The sequence below is a fragment of the Mycobacterium kyogaense genome (genome assembly GCF_003254575.1).
GTDB lineage: Bacteria > Actinomycetota > Actinomycetes > Mycobacteriales > Mycobacteriaceae > Mycobacterium > Mycobacterium kyogaense.
Genome location: NZ_QJUA01000003.1, coordinates 157,251 through 178,636 on the forward strand (window position 1 = coordinate 157,251; position 21,386 = coordinate 178,636).

Consider the following 21,386-nt stretch of genomic DNA (forward strand, 5'->3'; position numbering starts at 1 on the left):
CGACGCAACATGTTGTGGTGCGTGTCGCGAGCGGTCAGGCCACCTGTTCGCGCCGGGTGACGCCCTCGTGCAGCGGCAGATCCGGGTCGATCCGAATCCCCAGCACCTCGCAGGTGCCGTTGATCGAGCCGAGCATGATCGTGGTCAGGTAGTCGACGAACCTCTCGGCCGGCAGCCGCCGCGGCGTGTCCTGCGCAGTACCCAGCCACCAGTCGGTCGCCGAGGCCGCGGCCCCGAACGTGGCGAACGCGGCCAGCTCGAACGCTGCGCCGTCGAGCTCCATGTCCTGCAGCTCGTGGCTGAACATGTCGGCCATCGCCAGCGTGATGTCGCGGCCCTCGTTCACCGCACGGATCGTCGACTCGCTCTCGGCGAACCGGCCATGCATCAGGAACCGGATCACGTTCGGATGGTCGTCGACGAGCCGGACGTACTGTTCCACCGCCCGGCGGATGATCGTGTGTGCCGGATCGGTCGAGACGTCGATCGACGGGAAGATGGCCGACCACAACATGTCCCGCATGCGTTGACCGATGGCCTGGAACAAGTCGGACTTGTCGGTGAAGTGCCGGTAGATCTTCGGCTTGGCCGTGCCGGCCTCTTCGGCGATCTCCCGCAGCGACACCTCGGGGCCCTGTCGGTCGATCGCCCGGAAAGCGGCGTCGACGATCTCGGACCGCACCTTCTTGCGATGTTCGCGCCAGCGTTCACTGCGGGCGTCCACCTTGACGCCCGGCTCATCGGCTGCGCGCCCTCTCGGCCCTCGTCGCACGCGGTCACTCTACCCGGTGGGCACCCGGCTGACCTGCCCTGACCGCGCGCGGCGGCGCAGGCGTCACCAACACATCATCGCGGCCGCGCCGCGCGGCGGGCCGCAGAATCGGTACTATCTCGGGCGACAGCCGCGCAACGAGACGAGAGATATGACGCAGCGATACGACCTGGTCATCGCAGGCGGGGGCCCTTCGGGATCGGCAGCCGCATGGCAGGCCGCCCAGACCGGAGCGAAAGTGGTGGTGCTCGACAAGGCACAGTTCCCGCGGGCCAAGCCCTGTGGTGACGGCCTGACCGCGCGCGCGGTGAGCTACCTGCAGAAGATGGGGCTGGCTGACGAGGTGGCCACCTATCACCGCGTCAACCGGGTGACGGTGTTCAGCCCCAGCCGCTGGGAGCTGTCGTTCCCGACACGTCCGGGCATGCCCAATCACGGGCACACCGTCAGCCGCGAGCACCTCGACACGACGCTGCTCAAGCACGCCGAATCCGCGGGTGCCGAGGTGCGGCAGGGCGCCGAGGTTGCCGGCCCCGAGCTCGACGCCAACGGCCGCGTCATAGGCGTGGTCCTCAAGGGCGGCGAGAAGGTCTACGGCGACGCGGTGATCGCCGCGGACGGCGCCTACTCCCCCATCAAGCGGGCTCTGAAGATCGATTCCGAGTACAACGGCTACTCGGCCATCGCGATCCGCTCGGAGATGCCGGCCAACCGCGCCGACTCCGACAGCCTCGACATCTATCTGAAGCTGCAGTTCCAGGGCGACCAGCTGCCCGGCTACGGCTGGGTCTTCCCGATGGGCGACGGCATCTTCAACATCGGCCTGGGCTACGTCAACAGCTACAAGAACTGGCAGTCGATCAACGCGACCCAGTTCCTGGGCGACTTCCTGCGCACGCTGCCCCGCGAATGGGACCTGCCGCCCATCGAGGAGCTGAAGAAGAACAAGAGCGTGCGCGCCTGGCGGCTGCCCATGGGGTTCACGGCGTGGCCGGCGTGGCGCCCGGGCGTGTTGTTCACCGGCGATTCACTGGGTGCGGGCAAGCCGGCATCGGGTGCAGGGATCTCGAAGGCGCTGGAATCCGGACTGGCTGCGGGCGAGTGCGCAATCGCCGCGCTCACCAACGGCGGGCCCGACGACTTCACCAACTACGGCCAGCGCATGGAGGCCGCGTGGGGCCGGGAGTACAAGCGAGGCAGGTACTTCCACAAGCTCGCGGGCATCCCCGCGGTCGCCAACACCGGCATCAAGCTGATCGACAACGCCCACTTCCGCGACCGGATGCTCAAGTCGCTGTACAAGAAGGCACAGGGGCCTCAGCACAGCTACTAGAAGCCACCCCGCCGCAACGTCGGCGCCCCGCCGGGTGTTGGAGTGAGAGTCCACACCCGGCGGTATGGTGTCGGGGGTCGGCGCTACGGTCGCCCCATGGAGCAACGCATCAGCCTGATCACGCTCGGTGTCGACGATCTCGCGCGTGCCCGCCACTTCTACGAGGACGGTTTGGGCTGGCGGCCCCATGACGCTCCCGAAGGCGTGGTGTTCTATCAGCTGCCGGGTATCGCGGTGGCGTTGTTCGGCCGCGCCGATCTCGCCGAAGACGCTCACCATCCCGTCGACGGCCGGTTCAGCGGCATCACGATCGCGGTCAACCAGCGCTCGGAAGCCGAGGTCGATGCCGTCCTCGAGCAGGCCGTCGCCGCAGGTGCCACGCTGCTCAAGCCCGCCGAGCGGGTGTTCTGGGGCGGCTATTCGGGCTACTTCGCCGACCCGGACGGTCACGTGTGGGAGGTGGCGCTGAACCCGGCGTGGACGATCAACGAGGACGGCACGCTGACGATGTGAGCGTCTGGTGTGCGCTCAGATCGATGATCGACGGTCACGCACGATCTGTGTGCACACCCCGGTCTACCTTGCGCGCTTGCCGGGCTTGCCTGGCTGGCGGGCGACCTTGCCGGCCGCGGCTCGGGCGGCCTGCTTGGCGATGGTCTTCTCCCGCGCGGTGCGCTTGGGCGCCGGTTCCGTCTGACCGCGAGACGAGCCCGGTTTGCGGCCGCGGACGACGCCGATGAAATCGTCGACCAGTGCCGGTTGCGGCCCCTCCGGCACGGCCAGCGCGACGGCGCACGTGGGCGCATCGACGATGGGCCGGTAGGTGACGTCTTTTCGGTGGTGCAGCCGCGCCAGGGACTGCGGGGTGATGAGCACACCCACCCCGGCAGCGACGAGTTCGATTGCCGCTGAAACGGTTTCGGGGCGATATTCGGCCGGGACGCCGGGCGCGTCGGGCCAGTCGACGACGTCGTCGAGGGGTACGAGCCGTGGTTCGCCGGTGAGGTCGGCGGAGGTGATCTCGTCCGCTGCGCTCAGCAGGTGATCCGCCGGGACGACGGCCACGGTGGTCTCGGCGTAGAGCGGAATGACCGCGAGGCCGGAGGTGTCGGTGGGCAGGCGCAGGACCGCGATGTCGACGGTGCCGGCGCGTACGGCCTCGGCGGCGTCGGCCGCGGAAATCGTGGTGAGCTCCAGCCGAACCTGCGGGTGACGCTGCGTCCAGTGCCGGGCCCACTTCGCGGGCGTGCCGCCAGGGACGTAGCCGACGGTGATCGACGGCTGCGACGGCGAGACCATCGCCACAGGCTACCGATACTCTGAGCGGCATGAGCAGGCCGAATTCCCAGTCCATGAAACCCGCGACGGCGGCGAAGAAGCTGGACGTCTACCTGCCGGCGACCCCCGCCGAGTTCCAGAACAACGCCATCACGCGCGACGAACTCGCCGCGCTGCAGGCCGACCCGCCGCAATGGCTGCAGGAGTTGCGCAAGAACGGCCCGCACCCGAAGAACCTGGTGGCCGCCAAGCTGGGCGTCTCGATCGCGGGTCTGGCGCGGGGCGGAGTCACCGAGGCGTTGACCACCGAGGAGATCGACGCACTGCTGGCTGACAAACCGGACTGGCTGGTCTCCGAACGCGAGAGTTACCAGAACGTGCTGCGCGAAGAGCGGCGCCTCAAGGCAGCACGCGCGGATCAGGCCTCAGACCGCTGACGCGAACGATGCCGAGCGTGGGCCTTATGCACGTGAAAGTCGCTTTCGCCGTGCATAACCCCCACGCTCACACAGTGCTCTTTAGGCGCGCCAATTTTGTTGTGCTTTCGCGCTCATGAATTGAAATCACCTCGCTTGTTCAACCACGCTAGCGATCTGCCGGGCAATGTCCTCGATGCTTACCTGCACTGTGCTTAAGGCCACTTTGTCGGCTAGCGAAGGGCTGTATGCACGTACCTGCTCCGCGGATAGATTGTGCCAGATAGGCAACAGCGATTGCTCCCCCGCGACAGTGCGCGTGATCAGGCCATCAAGCTCATGGTTCGTCCAACCCTTGCCAAAGAAGGCTTCAGAAAGGACGACCACGCCGAATCGACTGGACCGGATGCCCTCGTCGATTTTGCGCCGCAAGCTGTGACCGATGTGCACTTGCGCTTCGTCCAGCCAGACGGTCACGCCCAAACCAGTCAATGCACTGCGTAAAGGTCTAGCGACTGCCGCCTTGTCTTCGCTGGCGTGACTAATAAACACGTCCCACGTTTGTCCCCCCAGGACATGTCCCTCAGGATCTTGGGGAGAATCACGAACCTGAACGCGTGACAGCGTGTCCACGTCAGCAGATCTCGCAGTCGGGAGGAACCCGCGAGGCGCTGGCTCGACCGCTACGCTCGCCGCGATTCGCCCTTGATAACCGCCCAGGTCGACTGCGACCACCCAATCACCGGTCGACGGAACGACTATTCGGAACGGTGATCTCGTGACCCGACCACCGTGATATCGGTACTGCCGGCCTGCCTTGTAATTGCTGTAGTCGCCGCGAGTCATGAGCTGCACGTTCGCCTGATTGTTGAGGGACACCACGACGGTGGATCCCTTCTCGACTCGCTTCAGATCGTATCGAAGATGCTGCACGAACTATCTGCCTACGTTTCCCTTCGGGCCCTTGCTTTACTATGGCCGCTCATTCTTTGGACTGACGTGTGGGCTCACTAATTCGATCGGTAGGGGTTCGACGCCCACGCGTCCGGCGAAATCCCTGCTGAGACCGCGTTTTGTCGAGTAAGGATGCTTGTCTCTGCGTCGCCATTCGGCCGAATGTCCCAGCCGTGATCAAGTTGACCATTCTTAAACGCGTTTACCAGATCCATAACGTCGACTGTCAGGTGGAGATGACTGCAGTCCGAATCTGCATTGATAAACACCTCCGAGGGCCCACTGGCACGACAGCGCAAATGCGCGCAACGAGGGTCGTCGTCGGAGACGGGTCCCAAAGCGTGAAGCGATCGAACGCTTCCCCGAAATCCCGCCATCTTTAACCGCTTGCGAAGGTCGGCAACATTGAGCGGGAAAACAATCGGATTCGCTCGCTTATCGTCGGTTACCGACATCTCTGAACCTCGTTTCATTATTGGAAGCCAACAGTCGCGACGGCGTCACAGCATGCAGCTGACGCAGTTCTCCACCTCAGTGCCTTGAAGCGCCATCTGCCGCAGCCGGATGTAGTAGAGCGTCTTGATTCCCTTGCGCCAGGCGTAGATCTGCGCTTTGTTCACGTCGCGGGTGGTGGCGGTGTCCTTGAAGAACAGCGTCAGGCTCAACCCCTGGTCCACGTGCTGGGTGGCCGCGGCGTAGGTGTCGATGATCTTCTCGTACCCGATCTCATAGGCATCCTGGTAGTACTCCAGGTTGTCGTTGGTCAGGTACGGCGCCGGGTAGTAGACGCGACCGATCTTGCCTTCCTTGCGGATCTCGATCTTGCTCGCCACCGGGTGGATCGAACTGGTCGAGTGGTTGATGTAGCTAATCGACCCGGTCGGCGGAACCGCCTGCAGGTTCTGGTTGTAGATCCCGTGCTGCTGCACCGACTCCTTGAGCCGCTTCCAGTCGTCCTGCTTCGGGATGCGGATGCCGGCATCGGCGAAGATCTGCCGCACCTTGTCGGTGGCCGGCTCCCACACCTGGTCGGTGTACTTGTCGAAGAACTCCCCCGACGCGTACTTCGAGCGCTCGAATCCACCGAACGCCCGACCCCGTTCGATCGCAATGCGATTCGATGCCCGCAACGCGTGGTAGAGCACCGTGTAGAAGTAGATGTTGGTGAAGTCCACGCCCTCTTCGGACCCGTAGAAGATCCGCTCGCGGGCCAGATACCCGTGCAGGTTCATCTGCCCCAGGCCGATCGCGTGGGATTCGTTGTTGCCCTGCTCGATCGAGGGCACCGACGTGATCGAGGTCTGGTCGCTGACCGCGGTCAGCGCACGGATCGACACCTCGATGGTCTGCGCGAAGTCCGGCGAATCCATGGCCTTGGCGATGTTCAGCGAGCCGAGGTTGCAGGAGATGTCCTTGCCGACCTTCGAATACGAGAGGTCGTCGTTGAACTCCGACGGCGTGGACACCTGCAGGATCTCCGAGCACAGGTTGCTGTGGGTGATCTTGCCGTCGATGGGGTTGGCCCGGTTCACCGTGTCCTCGTACATGATGTACGGGTAGCCGGACTCGAACTGGAGCTCGGCGAGGGTCTGGAAGAACTCGCGCGCCTTGATCTTCGTCTTGCGAATCCGCGCGTCGTCGACCATCTCGTAGTACTTCTCGGTCACCGAGATGTCGGCGAAGCCGACGCCGTAGACCTTCTCGACGTCGTACGGCGAGAAGAGGTACATGTCCTCGTTCTTCTTCGCCAGCTCGAACGTGATGTCGGGGATGACGACACCGAGCGAGAGCGTCTTGATCCGGATCTTCTCGTCGGCGTTTTCCCGCTTGGTGTCGAGGAACCGGTAGATGTCGGGGTGGTGTGCGTGCAGATACACCGCGCCGGCGCCCTGTCGGGCACCCAGCTGGTTGGCGTAGGAGAACGAATCCTCGAGCAGCTTCATGATCGGGATGACACCCGAGCTCTGGTTCTCGATGTTCTTGATCGGCGCGCCGTGCTCACGAATGTTGCTCAGCAGCAGGGCGACTCCGCCACCGCGCTTCGACAGCTGCAGCGCCGAGTTGATGGAGCGGCCGATCGACTCCATGTTGTCCTCGATGCGCAGCAGGAAGCAGCTCACCGGCTCGCCGCGCTGCTTCTTGCCCGAATTGAGGAATGTCGGGGTGGCCGGCTGGAATCGGCCGTCCATGATCTCGTCCACCAGCTTCTCGGCCAGCGTGGTGTCGCCGGACGCCAGCGTCAGCGCCACCATCACCACACGGTCCTCGAAGCGCTCGAGATAGCGCTTCCCGTCGAAGGTCTTGAGCGTGTAGGACGTGTAGTACTTGAACGCGCCGAGGAACGTCGGGAACCGGAACTTCTTGGCGTACGCGCGATCCAGCAGCGTCTTGACGAAGTTGCGCGAGTACTGGTCGAGCACCTCGCGCTCGTAGTACTCCTTCTGCACCAGGTAGTCGAGCTTCTCGTCCTGGTTGTGGAAGAAGACCGTGTTCTGGTTGACGTGCTGCAGGAAGTACTCCCGCGCCGCCTGCACGTCCTTGTCGAACTGGATCTTCCCGTCGGCGTCGTACAGGTTCAGCATCGCGTTCAGGGCGTGGTAGTCCATCTCGCCCGGAAGCGCGTGCACGCCGGTGGTTACAGGTTCTGCAGCTGTGACGGTTGGTGGCACGTCTGGTCCTTCCAGAAGTCTTGTAATCCTGCGCGAACGGCGAAGACATCGTCCGTCGTTCCCATGAGTTCGAACCTGTAGAGAAAGGGGACGCCGCACTTACGCGAGACGACCACCCCGGCGTAGCCGAATTCGGCGCCGAAATTGGTGTTGCCCGCGGCGATGACACCGCGGATCAACGACCGGTTGTGTTCGTTGTTGAGAAACGCGATCACCTGCTTGGGGACGTATCCCCCGCGATCGGGATCGGGGCCGTTGGCGTGCCCGCCTCCGTAGGTGGGGAGGACGAGCACGTACGGTTCGTCGACCTGGATCCGTTCCTTCAAAGGAATTCGGATGGCCGGCAGCTCGAGCTTCTGCACGAATCGATGAGTGTTCTCCGACACGCTGGAGAAGTAGACGAGGTTGCTCACTCCTCTGCTCCTCTCGGTCGATTCGTCGGTTGGGGTCTCTACGCGGTGACGGCGGATGCGCCGGCCAGGGCCTTGATACGGTCCGGGCGGAAGCCCGACCAGTGCTCGTTGCCGGCGACCACGACGGGCGCCTGCAGGTAGCCGAGCGCCATCACGTAGTCGCGCGCCTCGGTGTCCACGCTGATGTCGACCACGTCGTATGCCACGCCCGCTTTGTCGAGAGCCTTATAGGTGGCGTTGCACTGAACGCAGGCCGGCTTGGTGTACACGGTGACAGTCATATGCGGGCTCCCTCAGCGAAGTTTTCATCAACAACGAGCGTTTTCCTGGTAACTGCGAGTCACTGCACACCCCATCCGACGATCCAGCTGGCCGGGCGACTCACCCTCCTGCTCTCAACGCCGATCCGAGGAGGGAACTTCCCCCCGAACCCCCGCCGAGCGCAGATCGCGTCTCTCGTCGCTCTCCACCCTAGGGCACTAGATGTTGTGCCTCGTTAGTAGAGCACACACAAGATGGTCGTAATAACACGTTTGGAATTTTGCCTGGTCACCACGGTGTGTCGCGGCGTTTCAGGCGTGTCGCAGATCACATCAGGGCCCTCGCGCGTGCATCTTCCCGGTCTACCAGGACCCACCGACAACACCAGCGCCTGCGGCGCCGAGCGGGAAAGAGCCCAGCAAACGACTCCGCCCGGCCTTGCGCAGAGGCAGAGCCGGGCGGTGGCGATGGTGCGGACGTCAGCCGATCTCGGCGACCAACTTGCCGACGATGTCACGGACTTTCGCCGCCACCTCGGCGTTCTCCCGGGGATGCTTCCCGTCGAGCGACGCCGCGGGCAGAGACAACTCGAGATCCTCCACGACGCGCGGCCCGGCGATCCCGAACGACTTGCGGGTCTCGTCGTGGGCCCACACGCCGCCGTACTGCCCGAGCGCAGCGCCCACCACAGCCAGCGGCTTGTCCTTCAAGGCGCCGGCGCCGTATGGCCGCGACAACCAGTCGATCGCGTTCTTCAGCACGCCGGGAATGCTCCCGTTGTATTCGGGGGTGACCACCAGCGCGGCGTCGGCGCCGGCGGCGGCCTCACGCAGGGCCACCACGGGCTCCGGCGCGGACTCGTTGTCGATGTCCTCGTTGTAGAACGGGAGCTCGCCGAGGCGATCGAACCGTGCGATTGCGACTCCGTCGGGTGCGACTTCGGCGGCCAGTTCGGCTAGCTGCCGGTTGACGGACTCCTTCCGCAAGCTGCCGACCAGGACCAGGACCGTGTTCTGCGCCATCTCATCTCCTCGGGATCGTTGTGCTCGATACTTGCAGAGTTTAACCGGACTGCGGTCCGATTGATTCCGGCTGAGTTAAAGTTGCACAGTGAGCGCCTCTGATGGCCTGACGACGCTGTCGGTCAGCGATTCCGGCCCCCCCGAGCGCGGTGACGCCGCGCGCAACCGGGCATTGCTGCTGGAGGCCGCGCGCCGCCTGGTGGCCGAGCACGGCGCCGACGCCGTGACCACCGACGACATCGCCGCCGCCGCCGGTGTCGGCAAGGGCACGTTGTTCCGCCGGTTCGGCAGCCGCGCGGGCTTGATGATCGTGTTGCTCGACGAGGACGAGAAGGCCCAGCAGCAGGCCATCCTGTTCGGGCCGCCGCCGCTCGGCCCGGGCGCGGCCCCGCTGGACCGGCTGATCGCCTACGGCCGCGAACGCCTGTGCTTCGTCAACAGCCACCACGCCCTGCTGTCAGACGTCGGCCGGGACCCCCAGATGCGCTTCAGCGCGCCCATGGTGCTGCACCATCGGCACGTGCGCGTGCTGCTCGAACATGCCGGCACCACGGGCGATCTCGACGCTCAGACCACCGCACTGCTGGCGCTGCTGGACGCCGACTATGTCCACCACGAAACCGCCGACCGCGGCCGGACGCTGGATCAACTGGGCGACGCTTGGGAGACGCTGGCCCGCAAGATCTGCGGGACATGACCGCCGCGGGCCAGTCCAGCGGGTGGATCCTGCACGTGGACCTGGACCAGTTCCTCGCCTCGGTCGAACTGCAGCGCCGCCCGGATCTGGTCGGCTTGCCCGTCATCGTCGGCGGCAGCGGCGACCCGACCGAGGCACGCAAAGTGGTCACGTGTGCGTCGTATGAGGCCCGGGCCCACGGGGTGCACGCGGGGATGTCATTGCGCGTGGCGGCCAGGCGCTGCCCCGACGCCACGTTCCTGCCGTCGGACCCTGACGCCTACGACGCCGCGTCCGAGCGCGTGATGACGGCGCTTCGGGACCTCGGCCACCCCGTCGAGGTGTGGGGCTGGGACGAGGCGTATATAGGCGCCGGCCAGGCCGACCCGTTCGCGCTCGCCCAACGCATCCAGGACACCATCACCACCGAGACCGGATTGACCTGTTCGGTCGGCATCAGCGACAACAAGCAGCGCGCCAAGGTGGCCACGGGTTTCGGCAAGCCGGGCGGGATCGCGGCACTGACCGACGAGAACTGGATGTCGACGATGGGTGATCGGCCCGTCGACGCGCTCTGGGGCGTCGGGCCGAAGACAGCCAAAAAGCTTGCCGCGATGGGCATCACGACTGTCGCCGAGTTGGCGGCCACCGACGCCCACCTGTTGACCACGACGTTCGGCCCGACCACCGGTTTGTGGATTCTGTTGCTCGCCAAGGGTGGTGGCGACACGACGGTCAGCGCCGCCCCCTGGATACCGCGCTCCCGTAGTCATGTGGTCACGTTCGCCGAGGACCTCACGGACCGGGCCGACATGGCGGCTGCGGTCACCGACCTGACACAACGCACGCTGGCCGAGATCGTCGAGCAGCGGCGGGTGGTGTCACGGGTGGCGGTCACCCTGCGCACCGCGACGTTCTACACCCGCACCAAGATCCGCACGTTGCCGGCACCGACGGTCGACTCGGCCACCGTGGTCGCCACCGCACTCGCGCTGCTGGGCGACTTCGACCTCGACCGCCCCGTGCGACTGCTCGGCGTTCGCCTCGAACTGTCGATGCCCGACATGGCGACCGGCGAAGCGACTGTCGGTGCCGGGAGCTAGCGTCGGTTGCGATGTTGCACACCGTCGCCGTTCGTGGATACCGCTCACTTCGGGATCTGGTGCTGCCGCTGGGGCGACTGACCGTCGTCACCGGCGCCAACGGCACCGGCAAGTCCTCGCTCTACCGGGCGCTTCGCCTGCTGGCCGACTGCGGTCGCGGCGAGGTGATCGGGTCCTTCGCCCGGGAAGGCGGCGTCGAATCGGCGATCTGGGCCGGTCCGGAACATCTCGGCGGCGCCCGACGGACGGGGGCCGCCCAGGGCGGTCCGCGGACCCGTCCGGTGTCCATCGAATTGGGTTATGCTGCCGACGATTTCGGCTACCTTGTGGACTTCGGATTGCCACAGGCGGTCGACTCGGCGTTCACCCGCGATCCGGAGATCAAGCGCGAGTTGGTCTTCGCCGGCCCGGTCGCCCGGCCCACCACCACGCTGGTGCGCCGCGTGCGGGGCATGGTCGAGGTCGCCGCCGAGGACAGTCGCGGCTTCGACGAGTTGTCGCGGAATCTGCCGGCGCACCGCAGCGTGCTCGCGGAATGGGCGGGCGCCGCACCCGAGCTCGTGATGGTTCGGGAGCGGTTGCGGGACTGGCGGTTCTACGACGGTTTCCGTGCCGACGCCCACGCGCCGGCACGGCGCCCCCATGTCGGCACCCGCACGCCGGTGCTCGCCGATGACGGCTCGGATCTGGCCGCGGCGATACAGACGATCGTGGAGACCGGCGTCGACGACCTCGACCGTGCGGTGGCCGCCGCGTTCGACGGCGCGACGGTGTCGGTGTCGGTCACCGACGGGCTCTTCGACCTCCTCGTGCACCAGCGTGGCATGTTGCGACCGCTGCGCAGCGCCGAAATATCCGACGGCACACTGCGTTTCCTGCTCTGGTCGGCGGCGTTGCTGAGTCCGCAGCCGCCGTCTCTGATGGTGTTGAACGAGCCGGAGACGTCGTTGCACCCGGACCTGTTGCCGCCGCTGGCGGACCTGATCTGCGCTGCCGCCACGACGACACAGGTGATCGTCGTGACCCATTCCGCGACGCTGCGGGAGCGGCTCGGCGGTGACGGCACAGCCGAGATCGAGCTCGTCAAGGACTGGGGCGAGACGACGATCGCCGGCCAGGAGCTGCTGACCACACCCCCGTGGAACTGGGGTACGCGCTGAGCTCAGCGGCGCCGCGGGGCCGGCCGCAACGCGCGGGTGAACAGCACGTTCACCCGCGTCATCGCGAACGCGTACGGCCACCAGAAGAATCGCTTGGCGAAGTAGAGCGCTCGGATGTCCACCGAGGTGTAGATCAGATAGTTGTTGCGTTGTACGCCCCGCAGGATCTTGTCAGCCGCTTTCTCGGGCGACACCGCATGCCCACCGAAGCGGTCGGTCCAGCGCTGCACGCGCGGGTCCTCGCGATCCACCCCGACGATCTGAACCGATTGCACCAGAGGCGTTTTCACCGCACCGGGCACCACCACCGACACCCCGATCCGGTGGCGTGCGAGGTCGAAGCGAAGCACCTCCGACAACCCACGCAGACCGTACTTGCTGGCTGAATAGGCCGCGTGCCACGGCAGAGCGACCAGACCCGCCGCCGACGAGACGTTGACCAGGTGGCCGCCACGGCCGGCCGCCACCATCGGCGGCACGAAACATTCGATGACGTGGATCGGCCCCATCAGATTGACGTCGATCATCGACTTCCAGTGCTGGTGGGTGAGCTGACTGACGGTGCCCCACGCCGACACGCCCGCGATGTTCATCACGACGTCCATTGCGCCGTGGGCAGTGTGGATGCCGGCGGCAAAGGCCGTGACCGCGTCCAGGTCGGTGATGTCGAGCACGCGATGCGCCGCGACGACCGCTCCGAGCGCCTGCGCATCCGACACAGTGGCGGCCAGCCCGTCGGCATCGCGGTCGGTGAGATAGAGCTCGGCGCCCTGGGCCGCCAGTTTCAGTGCCGTCGCGCGTCCGATGCCGCTGGCCGCGCCGGTGAGCAGACACCGTTTTGCCGCGAACCCGTCACCGAAACCCATGGCACGGACACTACCGGCCGCTCAACCGGTGACTGCGCGCCTCACCGCTCCGGCAGCTCGGCCCCGCCCCACAGCCCGGTGATCCACAACCGCTCGGCGATCGCGACGGCGCGATTCGGATCAGTGTCGCGCCCGACGAATGCGCTGTCGCGGGCCAGGGTCATCGATGTCACGGCGACCAGCGTCCGGACCAGCGCCAGCAGGTCGTCGGAGATGGGCCGGCGGCCCGAGTCCTGCTCGACCAGTCCGACGATCTTGTGGACCACGGTGTCCTGGAATTCGTCCATGATCTCGCGGATCTGAGCGTCGGTGCTGCGGGCGAGGTTGCACGCGCCCATGATCGGATCGTTGGATGCGAACACGGCGGCGGCGTAGCCGACCATCCGCCTGGCGAAAGCCGGCACCGATTCTCCCGGCTCCCGCGGGGCGAAGTCGTGGGTGAGCTGGTCCAATTCGGCCATCGCCTCGGCCACGATGACCGCGAGGACGGCGTACTTGGAATCGAAGTAGAAGTAAAAGCCCGAGCGGGCGACGCCGGCGCGCTCACTGATCGTGCTGACCGACAGGTCGGCGAAGGATCGTTCCTGAAGCAGCTCGCGCACGGCGGAGATGATGGCCTCCCGCTGGCGGTCACCGCGTGTCCGGCGGGGATCGCTGCTGACGGGATCGGCGGTCATGGCAATAAACATTGGCATTGCAATGCGCATGACACAAACTCCGCGAAACTTGACAGCCGTCAAGAAGGTCGGCCAGGATGAGAGTCAGTGACATCGCCCACAGTCGCCTTCACTCAGGAGTGTCAAGATGCCGACGATCAGCGCCAAGGATTACTGGGTCGACCAGGCCAAACGACGCCTGAAGCCGACCCCCGTGACCATCCCCGGAATGGGCGCGGTCGAGAAGCGCCTGAAGAACACGGAATGGGACCGGTTCGTGTTCGCCCAACCGCCGGCAGGCAGCGACCTGAAGCCCATCACCGGTGACTCCGGGCTACCGATCCTGGGGCACTTGATCGAGACGTTCCGCGGCGGCCCGGATTACATCCTCGAGCAGTACCGCAAACACGGCCCCATCTTCTACTCGCAATCGCCTGCCCTGTCCGCGGTGATGGCGCTGGGCCCTGACGCCACCCAGGCCGTGTTCACCAACCGCAACAAGGACTTCTCCCAGCGCGCCTGGGACCCGATCATCGGGCCGTTCTTCGACGGCGGGCTGATGCTGCTCGATTTCGACGAGCACCTGTTCCACCGCCGCATCATGCAGGAGGCCTTCACCCGTACCCGGCTCTCCGGATACGTCCCCCACGTCGACTCGGTGGCCACCCGCGTGCTGGCCAACGACTGGGTGTCAGACGACCCGCGCTTCCTGTTCTATCCCGCGATCAAGGAACTGACGCTCGACATCGCCTCCGAGGTGTTCATGGGTCATCCCGCGGGCACCGACCGCGAACTGGTCACGACGATCAATCAGGCGTTCACCACCACCACTCGGGCGGGCAACGCCATCGTGCGCAAGCCCGTGCCGCCGCTGTCCTGGTGGCGCGGCATCAAGGCGCGGGACACGCTGGAGCGGTACTTCAAGAGCCGGATCGACGAGAAGCGCCGCTCGGAGAGCACCGACATGTTCAGCGTGCTGTGCCATTCGCGGGACGAAGACGGCGGCACCTTCACCGACGATCAGATCGTCAGCCACATGATCTTCCTGATGATGGCCGCCCACGACACGTCCACCTCGACGATGACCACGATGGCCTACCACCTGGCCGCCAACCCCGAATGGCAGGACCGGTTGCGCGAGGAGTCGCAGCGCATCGGCGACGGCCCGCTCGACATCGAGTCGCTGGAGAAGCTCGAGACCTACGACCTGGTGGTCAACGAATCGCTGCGGATGATGACGCCGCTGCCGTTCAACTTCCGCCAGACCGTCCGCGACACGGAACTGCTCGGCTTCTTCATCCCCGCCGACACCGCGGTGGTGACCTGGCCGTCGATCAATCATCGGCTGCCTGAACTGTGGACAGATCCGGAAAAGTTCGATCCCGAGCGATTCTCCGAGCCGCGCAACGAGCACAAGCGGCATCGCTACGCGTTCGCATCGTTCGGCGGCGGCGCACACAAGTGCATCGGCATGGTGTTCGGGCAGTTGGAGATCAAGACCGTGATGCACCGCCTCCTCACCCGGTACCGGCTCGAGCTCCCGAAGGCCGGCTACACCCCCCGTTACGACTACGGCGGCATGCCTGTGCCGCTCGACGGCATGCCCATCGTCCTGCGCCCGCTGCGCTGACTTGAGCCCTCAGGCCAGGAGGCGGTTGGCGCACGCGACCACCGCGCGCAACGCCGACTGCACCGGATCGGACGCCAGGCCCATCGCCCACTCCACCCGAGTGCCGATGGCGCCCTGGATGAACGTCGCGATGTCCGCTCCCGACGTGCGCTGGTGGAATGCCGTCATCTCCACCGCGATGCCCCACTCGTAGAGCATCGCGGTGAGGGCGGCGAGGGGACCGCAGGCCGAGACCTGCGCGGTCCCGATGCGATCCCCGAGCGCCAGCGTGGCACGGTAGGTCTGTGCCTGCGGCCCCCACCGGGTCGACGGACGGTCCGTCTGGACGCACGCCCACTGGCCGAGCCGCAGCGGGCCCGTCGTCGGCGCGAACTCGGCGACGAATTCGTCGTAGGTGCTGCTGTCTGCGCTCGCGCGCAACGGCGCCGGGACGCGACCGGTCATCCGGGCCGCGAAGGACGAGTGAGACGGTGTCGCGGTGGCGATAGGGGAAATCATGGTGTGCCGGCCTTGGGCTCGAAGAGAGCGACCGACGAGAGCGCGACGACCCACAGCGGGGGGTCGGTCTGGATCAGACCCCGCTGCGGGTTGCTACTACGAGTCGCCTTGGCACGTCGGCGATAGTAGCCCCCAGCACTGCGGGACGGCAAGCAATTTCGCGCTGCGGTTTGCCGTGCTGGATGCCGCCGCAACGCCGGCGAAATGCGCACCGCGAAATTACAGACCGGCGATCCCCGATGCGGCTGATGTTTGCCGATCGATTTGAAAAGCAACTCTCCCAATGCATTAACACGCTTTTGAGGTAGCAATCGCCGACAGCGCTCCCGCCATCAGTAAACACACCGTTGTCTGGCAGCTAAGTCAATTACCCGCCAAATTATCACGATGCCATTTGCTCGCAGCAACAGTGCGATCGCTGGAGCGCCGCGGTTCGGGCACAATGGGCCCAGTGTCAGGCCCCCTGTCGTGGTCGCAGATGTTTCTCCTCGTTGCGGCCGGAGTCCTCGGCGGGCTCACCGGGAGCATCGCCGGTTTGGCCTCGGTGGCCACATATCCGGCCCTTCTGGTCACGGGTCTGCCACCGGTGGCCGCGAACGTCACCAACACGGTCGCCCTGGTGTTCAACGGCGTCGGGTCCATCTTGGGCTCACGGCCCGAACTGTCCGGGCAGCGCCAACGGGTGGTGCGGCTGTTGCCTGTCGCGGTCCTGGGCGGCGTGGTGGGCGCGGTGTTGCTGCTGTCCACGCCGGCAGAGGGATTCGAGAAGGTGGTGCCGCTGCTGCTCGGTGTCGCCTCGCTGGCGATCCTGGCCCCCGTGCCGCCTCCCCCGCAACCGGGCGACGGAACGCGGCGCCTCTCCTCCCGCAGAATCGTCGAGGCTGTTGCCGTCGCCGGAATCTGCGTCTACGGAGGCTATTTCGGTGCAGCGGCGGGAGTCCTGCTCCTCGCGTTCCTGTTGCGTTCCAGCGCAGAGAGTTTGGCGCACGCCAATGCCACCAAGAACGTCGTCCTCGGTGCGGCCAATCTCAGCGCCGCGGTGATCTTCGCCTGCGTCGCACCCGTGCACTGGCCGGCGGTGGCCGCGTTGGGACTCGGTTGCCTCGTCGGTTCCCGGCTGGGCCCGGTCGTCGTCCGTCATGCGCCCCAGGGACCGATGCGGGCGATCATCGGCGCGGCCGGCCTCGCCCTCGCGGTCAAGCTCGGCATCGACGCGTACTGACCCCCGGGCTCGTCACAAAAAGACGTTGTCGCCCTGCGTGACTCGGGTGCCCAGTCGGATCAGGTTCTCCGCGGAGGTGTGCAGACGCTCCCCGGCTTCGGCACTGGCCCGGCCGGCCAGATACCGCGACCACGTGCCCTCGATGACGATGCCCAGCTTGAAACACGCCATCGCGACATACCAGTCGAGGTTGTCGGTGGACCGGCCCCCGGCGTCGCGATAGGCGATCAGCAGTTCTTCGCGAGTCGCCAGTCCGCCGAGGTCGGCCAGCGCCGCACCGGCCTGGATCGGGTTCGGCCCGTCCGGCCAGCACACCAGCAGCCATCCCAGATCGAGCAGCGGGTCACCGATCGTGCACATCTCCCAGTCGATGAACGCGGCCAATTCGGGCACGTCGCGGCGCAGCAACACGTTGTTGAGGTGGCAGTCGCCGTGCATCACACCGGGTTCCGCTTCCGGCGGGAGGTTGGCCGCCAGCCACTCGGCGAGCCCGGTCACCGAGGGAAAGGACTCCGGTGCATAGTTGTCGTGCCGATAGCTCTCGAGCAGCCGCATGAACTGCGGAACCTGCCGGGCGACAAAAGAACCCGGACGCTTGAGCTCGCCCAGCGCGCTGCCCTGCCACGGCACCTGCCCGAGCTGGGCCAGACTCGCGGCATAGGACAGGCCGACGTCGTGACGCATGCGCGCATCGCGCACGTAGGCGTCGTCGATGTCGGTGCCGGGATTGAAGCCGTCGATGCACTCCATCAGGTAGAACACCACCCCGAGAACATCGAGATCGTCGCAGGCTGCGATCAATTCGGGGTGCGGGACCGGTGATCCGGCCAGTGTGCGAAGCACCGCGATCTCGCGCCGCATGGTGTCGTCACTGGTCGGCCGCGGATGCTCGGGCGGGCGGCGCAGCACCATCGGCCGTCCGTCGACGCTCAGCGCCACGACGATGTTCTGGGAACCGCCGGTCAGTGGCGCGACGTCGTCGACGGTGGACCCGAGCCCGATCGTGCGAATCCAGGTTTGCAGCGCGTCGATGTCGGACGCAGACAGTGTCACCTCGACTGGCATGGTGTCAGGTCAATCCAGGATGCGGCGCGCGACGTTGGTGGTGACGAGATCGAGCAATTCGTCGGACCGGCCGGCGAGAATGGTCCGGATCGCGTACAGCGAGAAGCCCTTCGCCTGTTCGGCGGTGATCGCAGGCGGGATCGACAATTCTTGGCGCGCAGTGACCACGTCGACGACAGCAGGACCGTCCACCGCGAATGCGTCCGTGAGTGCCTGCTCCAATTGCGCCGGGTGCTCGACGCGACGCCCCAGGATTCCCATGGATTCGGCGACCGCTGCGAAGTTCGGATTCGACAGTTCGGTGCCGTAATTGACGATGCCCGCGGCCTTCATCTCGAGTTCGACGAAGTTCAGCGACGAGTTGTTGAACACCACGATCTTCACCGGCAACCGGTTCTGCACCAGCGTGATCAGATCACCGAACAACATGGTCAGTCCACCGTCGCCGGCCAAGGCCACCACCTGACGACCGGGCTGCGCGGTCTGCGCGCCTATCGCCAACGGCAGCGCGCACGCCATCGTGCCGTGGTTGAACGATCCGATCAGCCGGCGGCTGCCGTTCATCTGCAGGTAGCGCGCGGCCCACACCACCGGCGATCCGACGTCCACGGTGAACACCGCGTCGGAGGCGGCGAGCCGATTCACCTCTGCAGCAAGGTATTCCGGTCGGATCGGGGTGCGATCGCGGTCGTTGCCCGCCAGTTTGTCCAGCGTCGCACGCGTCTTGCGGTAGTGCCGCAGCGAGCGCTCCAGGTGCGCGGTGTCGCTCTTCGGCCGCAGCAGCGGCATCAGCGCGGACACCGTGTCCTTGACCGTGCCCACCAGGGGTAGGTCGACAGGAGTGCGGCGCCCGAGGTTCCGGCCGCGGATGTCGACCTGGATCACCCGAGCGTGGTCGGGATAGAACTGCTGGTAGGGAAAGTCGGTGCCCAGCATCAGCAGGGTGTCGCATTCCTTGATGGCCTTGTACCCCGACGCGAAGCCGAGCAGCCCCGTCATCCCGACGTCGAACGGGTTGTCGTACTCGATGAACTCCTTGCCGCGCAACGCGTGGACGACAGGCGCTTTCAGCAGATCGGCCAGTGCCACCAGTTCGGCGTGCGCGCCCTCGACGCCGGCGCCACCCAGGATCGTCACCGCCTGCGCCGCGTTGAGGAGCTCGGCCGCCTGGCGCAGTGATGCGTCGTCGGGCCGCACCACCGACGTCGTCGCCCGTACAGGCCGGGCCTGCCACGCCGTCGGATCGGCCTTCTGCAGGAAGATCTCCCCCGGCACGACGACGACCGCGACACCCGATTCCTCGACCGCTGTCCGCATCGCCATGTGCAGGATGCGGGGCAGCATGTCGGGTGTGCTGACCAGCTCGCAGTAGACACTGCAGTCCCGGAACAGCTCCTGCGGGTGCGTCTCCTGGAAGTACTCCGAGCCGATCTCGGTCCTCGGGATGTGCGCGGCGATCGCCAATACCGGCACACGGCTGCGCTGGGCGTCGAAGAGACCGTTGATGAGGTGGAGGTTTCCGGGTCCGCAGCTGCCCGCGCACACCGCCAACCCGCCGGTGATCGCTGCGTCGGCGGCTGCGGCGAACGCCGCGGTCTCCTCGTGTCGTACGTGCTCCCAAGTGATTTCGCCGGACCGGCGTAGCGCGTCGGTGAATCCGTTCAGGCTGTCTCCGGGCAGGCCGTAGACCCGCCGGACACCGCTGGCGTGCAGAGCTTCGATGACGTGATCGGCGATGGTGGCCACATCAGGAACCCTAGTGCGACGTGCGGCCTCCGGCATCGGTGTCGATGACACCATTCGGTAAGGGTTGCTGGCGCAGGCCGCCGGTAGGTTGGGCGCTGTGACCACTCAGGGCGACAAGGCTGCTCGCGGCCTCGCGGCCGCCGCAGTAGCTGTCGGGGTGGCGCAGCTGGTCGGCGCGGCATTCGGCCCGCAGGCCGACGTCCGCACCGCGGTCGGCTCCTCGGTCATCGAGCGGACCCCCGGCCCTCTCAAAGAGTGGGCCATCCAGACGTTCGGCACCGCGGACAAGCTCTTCTTGACCGTCGCGGTGCTGGTCGTCGTCGCGGCACTGGCGATCATCGCGGGCATCGTGGAGACGCCACGGCGGCCGTGGGGCAGCGCGATGATCGTCGCGGCGGGCGTTCTCGGCTGCGCCGCGGTGCTGTCGCGACCGAATGCCGGCGTCGTCGACATCGTGCCCACGCTGGTGGGCGCCGCCTGCGGTGTCGCGGTGCTGCGTTTCCTGACCTCGCGTCGCTTCACCGGTGATGGAGACGGTCCCGACACCCAGGACAGAACCGACCGCGGGAGGCGGCGCTCGCTGATCACGCTCGGGTTGCTGGTCGCGGGCGCGGCCAGCGGTGTGGCGGGCGTGGTGATCACCCGTCTGACGTCGTCGGTGTCCGGTGACCGCAACGCGTTCGCACTCCCCCGCATCACCAAGTCCGCGGCCCCGATCCCCGCCGACGTGCAGCCCCCCGATGTGGCGCTGCCGTCGTTCGTCACCGCGAACGACGAGTTCTACCGGATCGACACCGCATTGACGGTGCCGCAGGTGAGCCGTGAGGCGTGGAAACTGCGGATTCACGGCATGGTCGACCGTGAGGTCACCGTCGACTTCGCCGATCTGGAACGCTTCGAGGTGGTCGAACGGGTGGTGACGCTGACCTGCGTGTCGAATCCCGTGGGCGGTGAACTGATCTCGAACGCGGTGTGGACCGGCTATCGCGTGGCCGACCTGCTCGCCGAGGCCGGTGTGCGCCCCGACGCCGACATGGTGTTGTCGACATCGGTGGACGGGTGGACGGCGGGCACCCCGGTCGAGGCGCTCTCTGCCGACGATGCGCTGCTGGCGGTCGGCATGAACGGTCAGCCGCTGCCGATCGAGCACGGCTATCCGGCGCGACTCGTCGTGCCGGGCCTCTACGGGTATGTGTCTGCGACGAAATGGGTGACCGACCTCGAACTCACCCGGTTCGACCGGGCTCAGGCGTACTGGACGAAGTTGGGGTGGGCGGCGCGCGGGCCGATCAAGACCGCATCACGTGTCGACATCCCGAGGGCCGGCCAGGACGTGGCAGTCGGGCCGACGCGATTCGGCGGCGTCGCGTGGGCCCAGAAGCGGGGTGTGCGCAGCGTCGAGGTCAAGATGGACGACGGCGACTGGCAGCAGGCAACGCTCGGTGCCGCGTACTCCAACGACACCTGGCGGTTGTGGAGCTTCGACTGGCAGGCCACGCCGGGCTTCCACACCATCACCGTGCGTGCCACCGACAACAGCGGCTACACCCAGACCCCGGACCGTGCCGACCCGGTGCCCGACGGCGCCACGGGCTGGCATTCCATCACGTTCAACGTGAAGTGAGTCGGCTGTCGGACCCTCGTGC

Annotated in this window: 21 protein-coding genes; 9 read left to right on the forward strand and 12 right to left on the reverse strand. The window is 66.3% G+C overall.

The genetic code is table 11. The features are described 5' to 3' along the window. Positions 1–34: 34 nt before the first annotated feature. The gene (locus DMB80_RS04095) at positions 35–772 is read right to left on the reverse strand and encodes a TetR/AcrR family transcriptional regulator (protein WP_111508657.1); all 738 of its coding nucleotides are present in this window, start codon (positions 770–772) and stop codon (positions 35–37) included. A 151-nt stretch (positions 773–923) separates the two neighbouring features. Here DMB80_RS04095 and DMB80_RS04100 point away from each other — a divergent pair, with 151 nt between their 5' ends. Together DMB80_RS04100 and DMB80_RS04105 are read left to right on the forward strand one after the other, a co-directional pair. Then, on the forward strand, positions 924–2,105 hold the full coding sequence (locus tag DMB80_RS04100) for a geranylgeranyl reductase family protein (RefSeq protein ID WP_111508658.1): 1,182 nt from the start codon (positions 924–926) through the stop codon (positions 2,103–2,105). 96 nt (positions 2,106–2,201) lie between these two features. Continuing rightward, a complete protein-coding gene (locus DMB80_RS04105; protein WP_111508659.1) occupies positions 2,202–2,618 on the forward strand; it encodes a VOC family protein in 417 nt (138 codons plus the stop codon). A 63-nt stretch (positions 2,619–2,681) separates the two neighbouring features. Here the strand turns inward: DMB80_RS04105 and DMB80_RS04110 are convergent, their stop codons facing one another. Beyond that, positions 2,682–3,404, reverse strand: a complete 723-nt coding sequence (locus DMB80_RS04110) for a LysR family transcriptional regulator substrate-binding protein (RefSeq protein ID WP_111508725.1) — start codon at positions 3,402–3,404, stop codon at positions 2,682–2,684. Positions 3,405–3,433: 29 nt separating this feature from the next. Here DMB80_RS04110 and DMB80_RS04115 point away from each other — a divergent pair, with 29 nt between their 5' ends. After that, positions 3,434–3,820 carry a DUF5997 family protein gene (locus tag DMB80_RS04115; protein WP_111508660.1) on the forward strand — a complete coding sequence of 129 codons (387 nt, stop codon included), beginning with the start codon at positions 3,434–3,436 and terminating at the stop codon, positions 3,818–3,820. A gap of 126 nt (positions 3,821–3,946) precedes the next feature. Here DMB80_RS04115 and DMB80_RS04120 read toward each other — a convergent pair whose 3' ends face one another. The 5 genes from DMB80_RS04120 to DMB80_RS04140 all read right to left on the reverse strand — a co-directional run bounded on the left by DMB80_RS04120 (position 3,947) and on the right by DMB80_RS04140 (position 9,118). Further along, positions 3,947–4,732, reverse strand: a complete 786-nt coding sequence (locus DMB80_RS04120) for a DUF1883 domain-containing protein (protein WP_111508661.1) — start codon at positions 4,730–4,732, stop codon at positions 3,947–3,949. 521 nt (positions 4,733–5,253) lie between these two features. Beyond that, a complete protein-coding gene (gene nrdE / locus DMB80_RS04125) occupies positions 5,254–7,422 on the reverse strand; it encodes a class 1b ribonucleoside-diphosphate reductase subunit alpha (RefSeq protein ID WP_111508662.1) in 2,169 nt (722 codons plus the stop codon). Next, positions 7,389–7,835, reverse strand: coding sequence for a class Ib ribonucleoside-diphosphate reductase assembly flavoprotein NrdI (gene nrdI / locus DMB80_RS04130; RefSeq protein WP_019514555.1), 447 nt, complete (start codon positions 7,833–7,835; stop codon positions 7,389–7,391). The genes nrdE and nrdI overlap by 34 nt, the downstream gene beginning before the upstream one ends. A gap of 38 nt (positions 7,836–7,873) precedes the next feature. Then, on the reverse strand, positions 7,874–8,116 hold the full coding sequence (gene nrdH, locus DMB80_RS04135; RefSeq protein WP_046363601.1) for a glutaredoxin-like protein NrdH: 243 nt from the start codon (positions 8,114–8,116) through the stop codon (positions 7,874–7,876). 459 nt (positions 8,117–8,575) lie between these two features. After that, on the reverse strand, positions 8,576–9,118 hold the full coding sequence (locus DMB80_RS04140; protein WP_046363600.1) for an NADPH-dependent FMN reductase: 543 nt from the start codon (positions 9,116–9,118) through the stop codon (positions 8,576–8,578). A gap of 88 nt (positions 9,119–9,206) precedes the next feature. Here DMB80_RS04140 and DMB80_RS04145 point away from each other — a divergent pair, with 88 nt between their 5' ends. The 3 genes from DMB80_RS04145 to DMB80_RS04155 are packed head-to-tail and all read left to right on the forward strand — an operon-like array spanning position 9,207 to position 12,057. Next, positions 9,207–9,815 carry a TetR/AcrR family transcriptional regulator gene (locus tag DMB80_RS04145; RefSeq protein WP_111508663.1) on the forward strand — a complete coding sequence of 203 codons (609 nt, stop codon included), beginning with the start codon at positions 9,207–9,209 and terminating at the stop codon, positions 9,813–9,815. Continuing rightward, complete coding sequence (locus DMB80_RS04150) at positions 9,812–10,897, forward strand: DNA polymerase IV (RefSeq protein ID WP_111508664.1); 1,086 nt, start codon at positions 9,812–9,814, stop codon at positions 10,895–10,897. The genes DMB80_RS04145 and DMB80_RS04150 overlap by 4 nt, the downstream gene beginning before the upstream one ends. 11 nt (positions 10,898–10,908) lie before the next feature. Next, positions 10,909–12,057: an AAA family ATPase gene (locus DMB80_RS04155; protein WP_111508665.1), complete on the forward strand. Its 1,149-nt coding sequence runs from the start codon at positions 10,909–10,911 to the stop codon at positions 12,055–12,057. A gap of 2 nt (positions 12,058–12,059) precedes the next feature. Here DMB80_RS04155 and DMB80_RS04160 read toward each other — a convergent pair whose 3' ends face one another. Continuing rightward, positions 12,060–12,923: an SDR family oxidoreductase gene (locus tag DMB80_RS04160; RefSeq protein WP_111508666.1), complete on the reverse strand. Its 864-nt coding sequence runs from the start codon at positions 12,921–12,923 to the stop codon at positions 12,060–12,062. A 41-nt stretch (positions 12,924–12,964) separates the two neighbouring features. Further along, positions 12,965–13,600, reverse strand: a complete 636-nt coding sequence (locus DMB80_RS04165; protein WP_205538516.1) for a TetR/AcrR family transcriptional regulator — start codon at positions 13,598–13,600, stop codon at positions 12,965–12,967. A gap of 127 nt (positions 13,601–13,727) precedes the next feature. Here DMB80_RS04165 and DMB80_RS04170 point away from each other — a divergent pair, with 127 nt between their 5' ends. Beyond that, positions 13,728–15,209, forward strand: a complete 1,482-nt coding sequence (locus DMB80_RS04170; protein WP_111508667.1) for a cytochrome P450 — start codon at positions 13,728–13,730, stop codon at positions 15,207–15,209. 9 nt (positions 15,210–15,218) lie between these two features. Here the strand turns inward: DMB80_RS04170 and DMB80_RS04175 are convergent, their stop codons facing one another. Beyond that, a complete protein-coding gene (locus DMB80_RS04175) occupies positions 15,219–15,653 on the reverse strand; it encodes a 2-isopropylmalate synthase (RefSeq protein ID WP_240430994.1) in 435 nt (144 codons plus the stop codon). A gap of 496 nt (positions 15,654–16,149) precedes the next feature. On the opposite strand from DMB80_RS04175, the gene DMB80_RS04180 reads away from it, so the two are divergent. Continuing rightward, the gene (locus DMB80_RS04180; protein ID WP_420812117.1) at positions 16,150–16,929 is read left to right on the forward strand and encodes a sulfite exporter TauE/SafE family protein; all 780 of its coding nucleotides are present in this window, start codon (positions 16,150–16,152) and stop codon (positions 16,927–16,929) included. A 12-nt stretch (positions 16,930–16,941) separates the two neighbouring features. On the opposite strand, the gene DMB80_RS04185 is transcribed toward DMB80_RS04180, so the two are convergent. Both DMB80_RS04185 and poxB read right to left on the reverse strand, forming a co-directional pair. Continuing rightward, positions 16,942–17,994, reverse strand: coding sequence for a phosphotransferase family protein (locus DMB80_RS04185; protein WP_111508670.1), 1,053 nt, complete (start codon positions 17,992–17,994; stop codon positions 16,942–16,944). Positions 17,995–18,003: 9 nt separating this feature from the next. Beyond that, positions 18,004–19,740 (reverse strand): ubiquinone-dependent pyruvate dehydrogenase, encoded by a 1,737-nt coding sequence (poxB, locus tag DMB80_RS04190; RefSeq protein WP_111508671.1) that lies wholly within the window; start codon positions 19,738–19,740, stop codon positions 18,004–18,006. 97 nt (positions 19,741–19,837) lie between these two features. Here poxB and DMB80_RS04195 point away from each other — a divergent pair, with 97 nt between their 5' ends. Further along, positions 19,838–21,364: a molybdopterin-dependent oxidoreductase gene (locus tag DMB80_RS04195; protein WP_111508727.1), complete on the forward strand. Its 1,527-nt coding sequence runs from the start codon at positions 19,838–19,840 to the stop codon at positions 21,362–21,364. Positions 21,365–21,386: the final 22 nt, after the last annotated feature.

Bases quoted from the DNA above. Each gene is read 5' to 3' on its own strand.
- DMB80_RS04100 (WP_111508658.1), top strand. From the start codon at position 924: ATGACGCAGCGATACGACCTGGTCATCGCAGGCGGGGGCCCTTCGGGA.
- DMB80_RS04105 (WP_111508659.1), top strand. From the start codon at position 2,202: ATGGAGCAACGCATCAGCCTGATCACGCTCGGTGTCGACGATCTCGCG.
- DMB80_RS04110 (WP_111508725.1), bottom strand. From the start codon at position 3,404: ATGGTCTCGCCGTCGCAGCCGTCGATCACCGTCGGCTACGTCCCTGGC.
- DMB80_RS04115 (WP_111508660.1), top strand. From the start codon at position 3,434: ATGAGCAGGCCGAATTCCCAGTCCATGAAACCCGCGACGGCGGCGAAG.
- nrdH (WP_046363601.1), bottom strand. From the start codon at position 8,116: ATGACTGTCACCGTGTACACCAAGCCGGCCTGCGTTCAGTGCAACGCC.
- DMB80_RS04140 (WP_046363600.1), bottom strand. From the start codon at position 9,118: ATGGCGCAGAACACGGTCCTGGTCCTGGTCGGCAGCTTGCGGAAGGAG.
- DMB80_RS04150 (WP_111508664.1), top strand. From the start codon at position 9,812: ATGACCGCCGCGGGCCAGTCCAGCGGGTGGATCCTGCACGTGGACCTG.
- DMB80_RS04155 (WP_111508665.1), top strand. From the start codon at position 10,909: ATGTTGCACACCGTCGCCGTTCGTGGATACCGCTCACTTCGGGATCTG.
- DMB80_RS04160 (WP_111508666.1), bottom strand. From the start codon at position 12,923: ATGGGTTTCGGTGACGGGTTCGCGGCAAAACGGTGTCTGCTCACCGGC.
- DMB80_RS04165 (WP_205538516.1), bottom strand. From the start codon at position 13,600: ATGACCGCCGATCCCGTCAGCAGCGATCCCCGCCGGACACGCGGTGAC.
- DMB80_RS04170 (WP_111508667.1), top strand. From the start codon at position 13,728: ATGCCGACGATCAGCGCCAAGGATTACTGGGTCGACCAGGCCAAACGA.
- DMB80_RS04175 (WP_240430994.1), bottom strand. From the start codon at position 15,653: ATGACCGGTCGCGTCCCGGCGCCGTTGCGCGCGAGCGCAGACAGCAGC.
- DMB80_RS04180 (WP_420812117.1), top strand. From the start codon at position 16,150: ATGGGCCCAGTGTCAGGCCCCCTGTCGTGGTCGCAGATGTTTCTCCTC.
- DMB80_RS04185 (WP_111508670.1), bottom strand. From the start codon at position 17,994: ATGCCAGTCGAGGTGACACTGTCTGCGTCCGACATCGACGCGCTGCAA.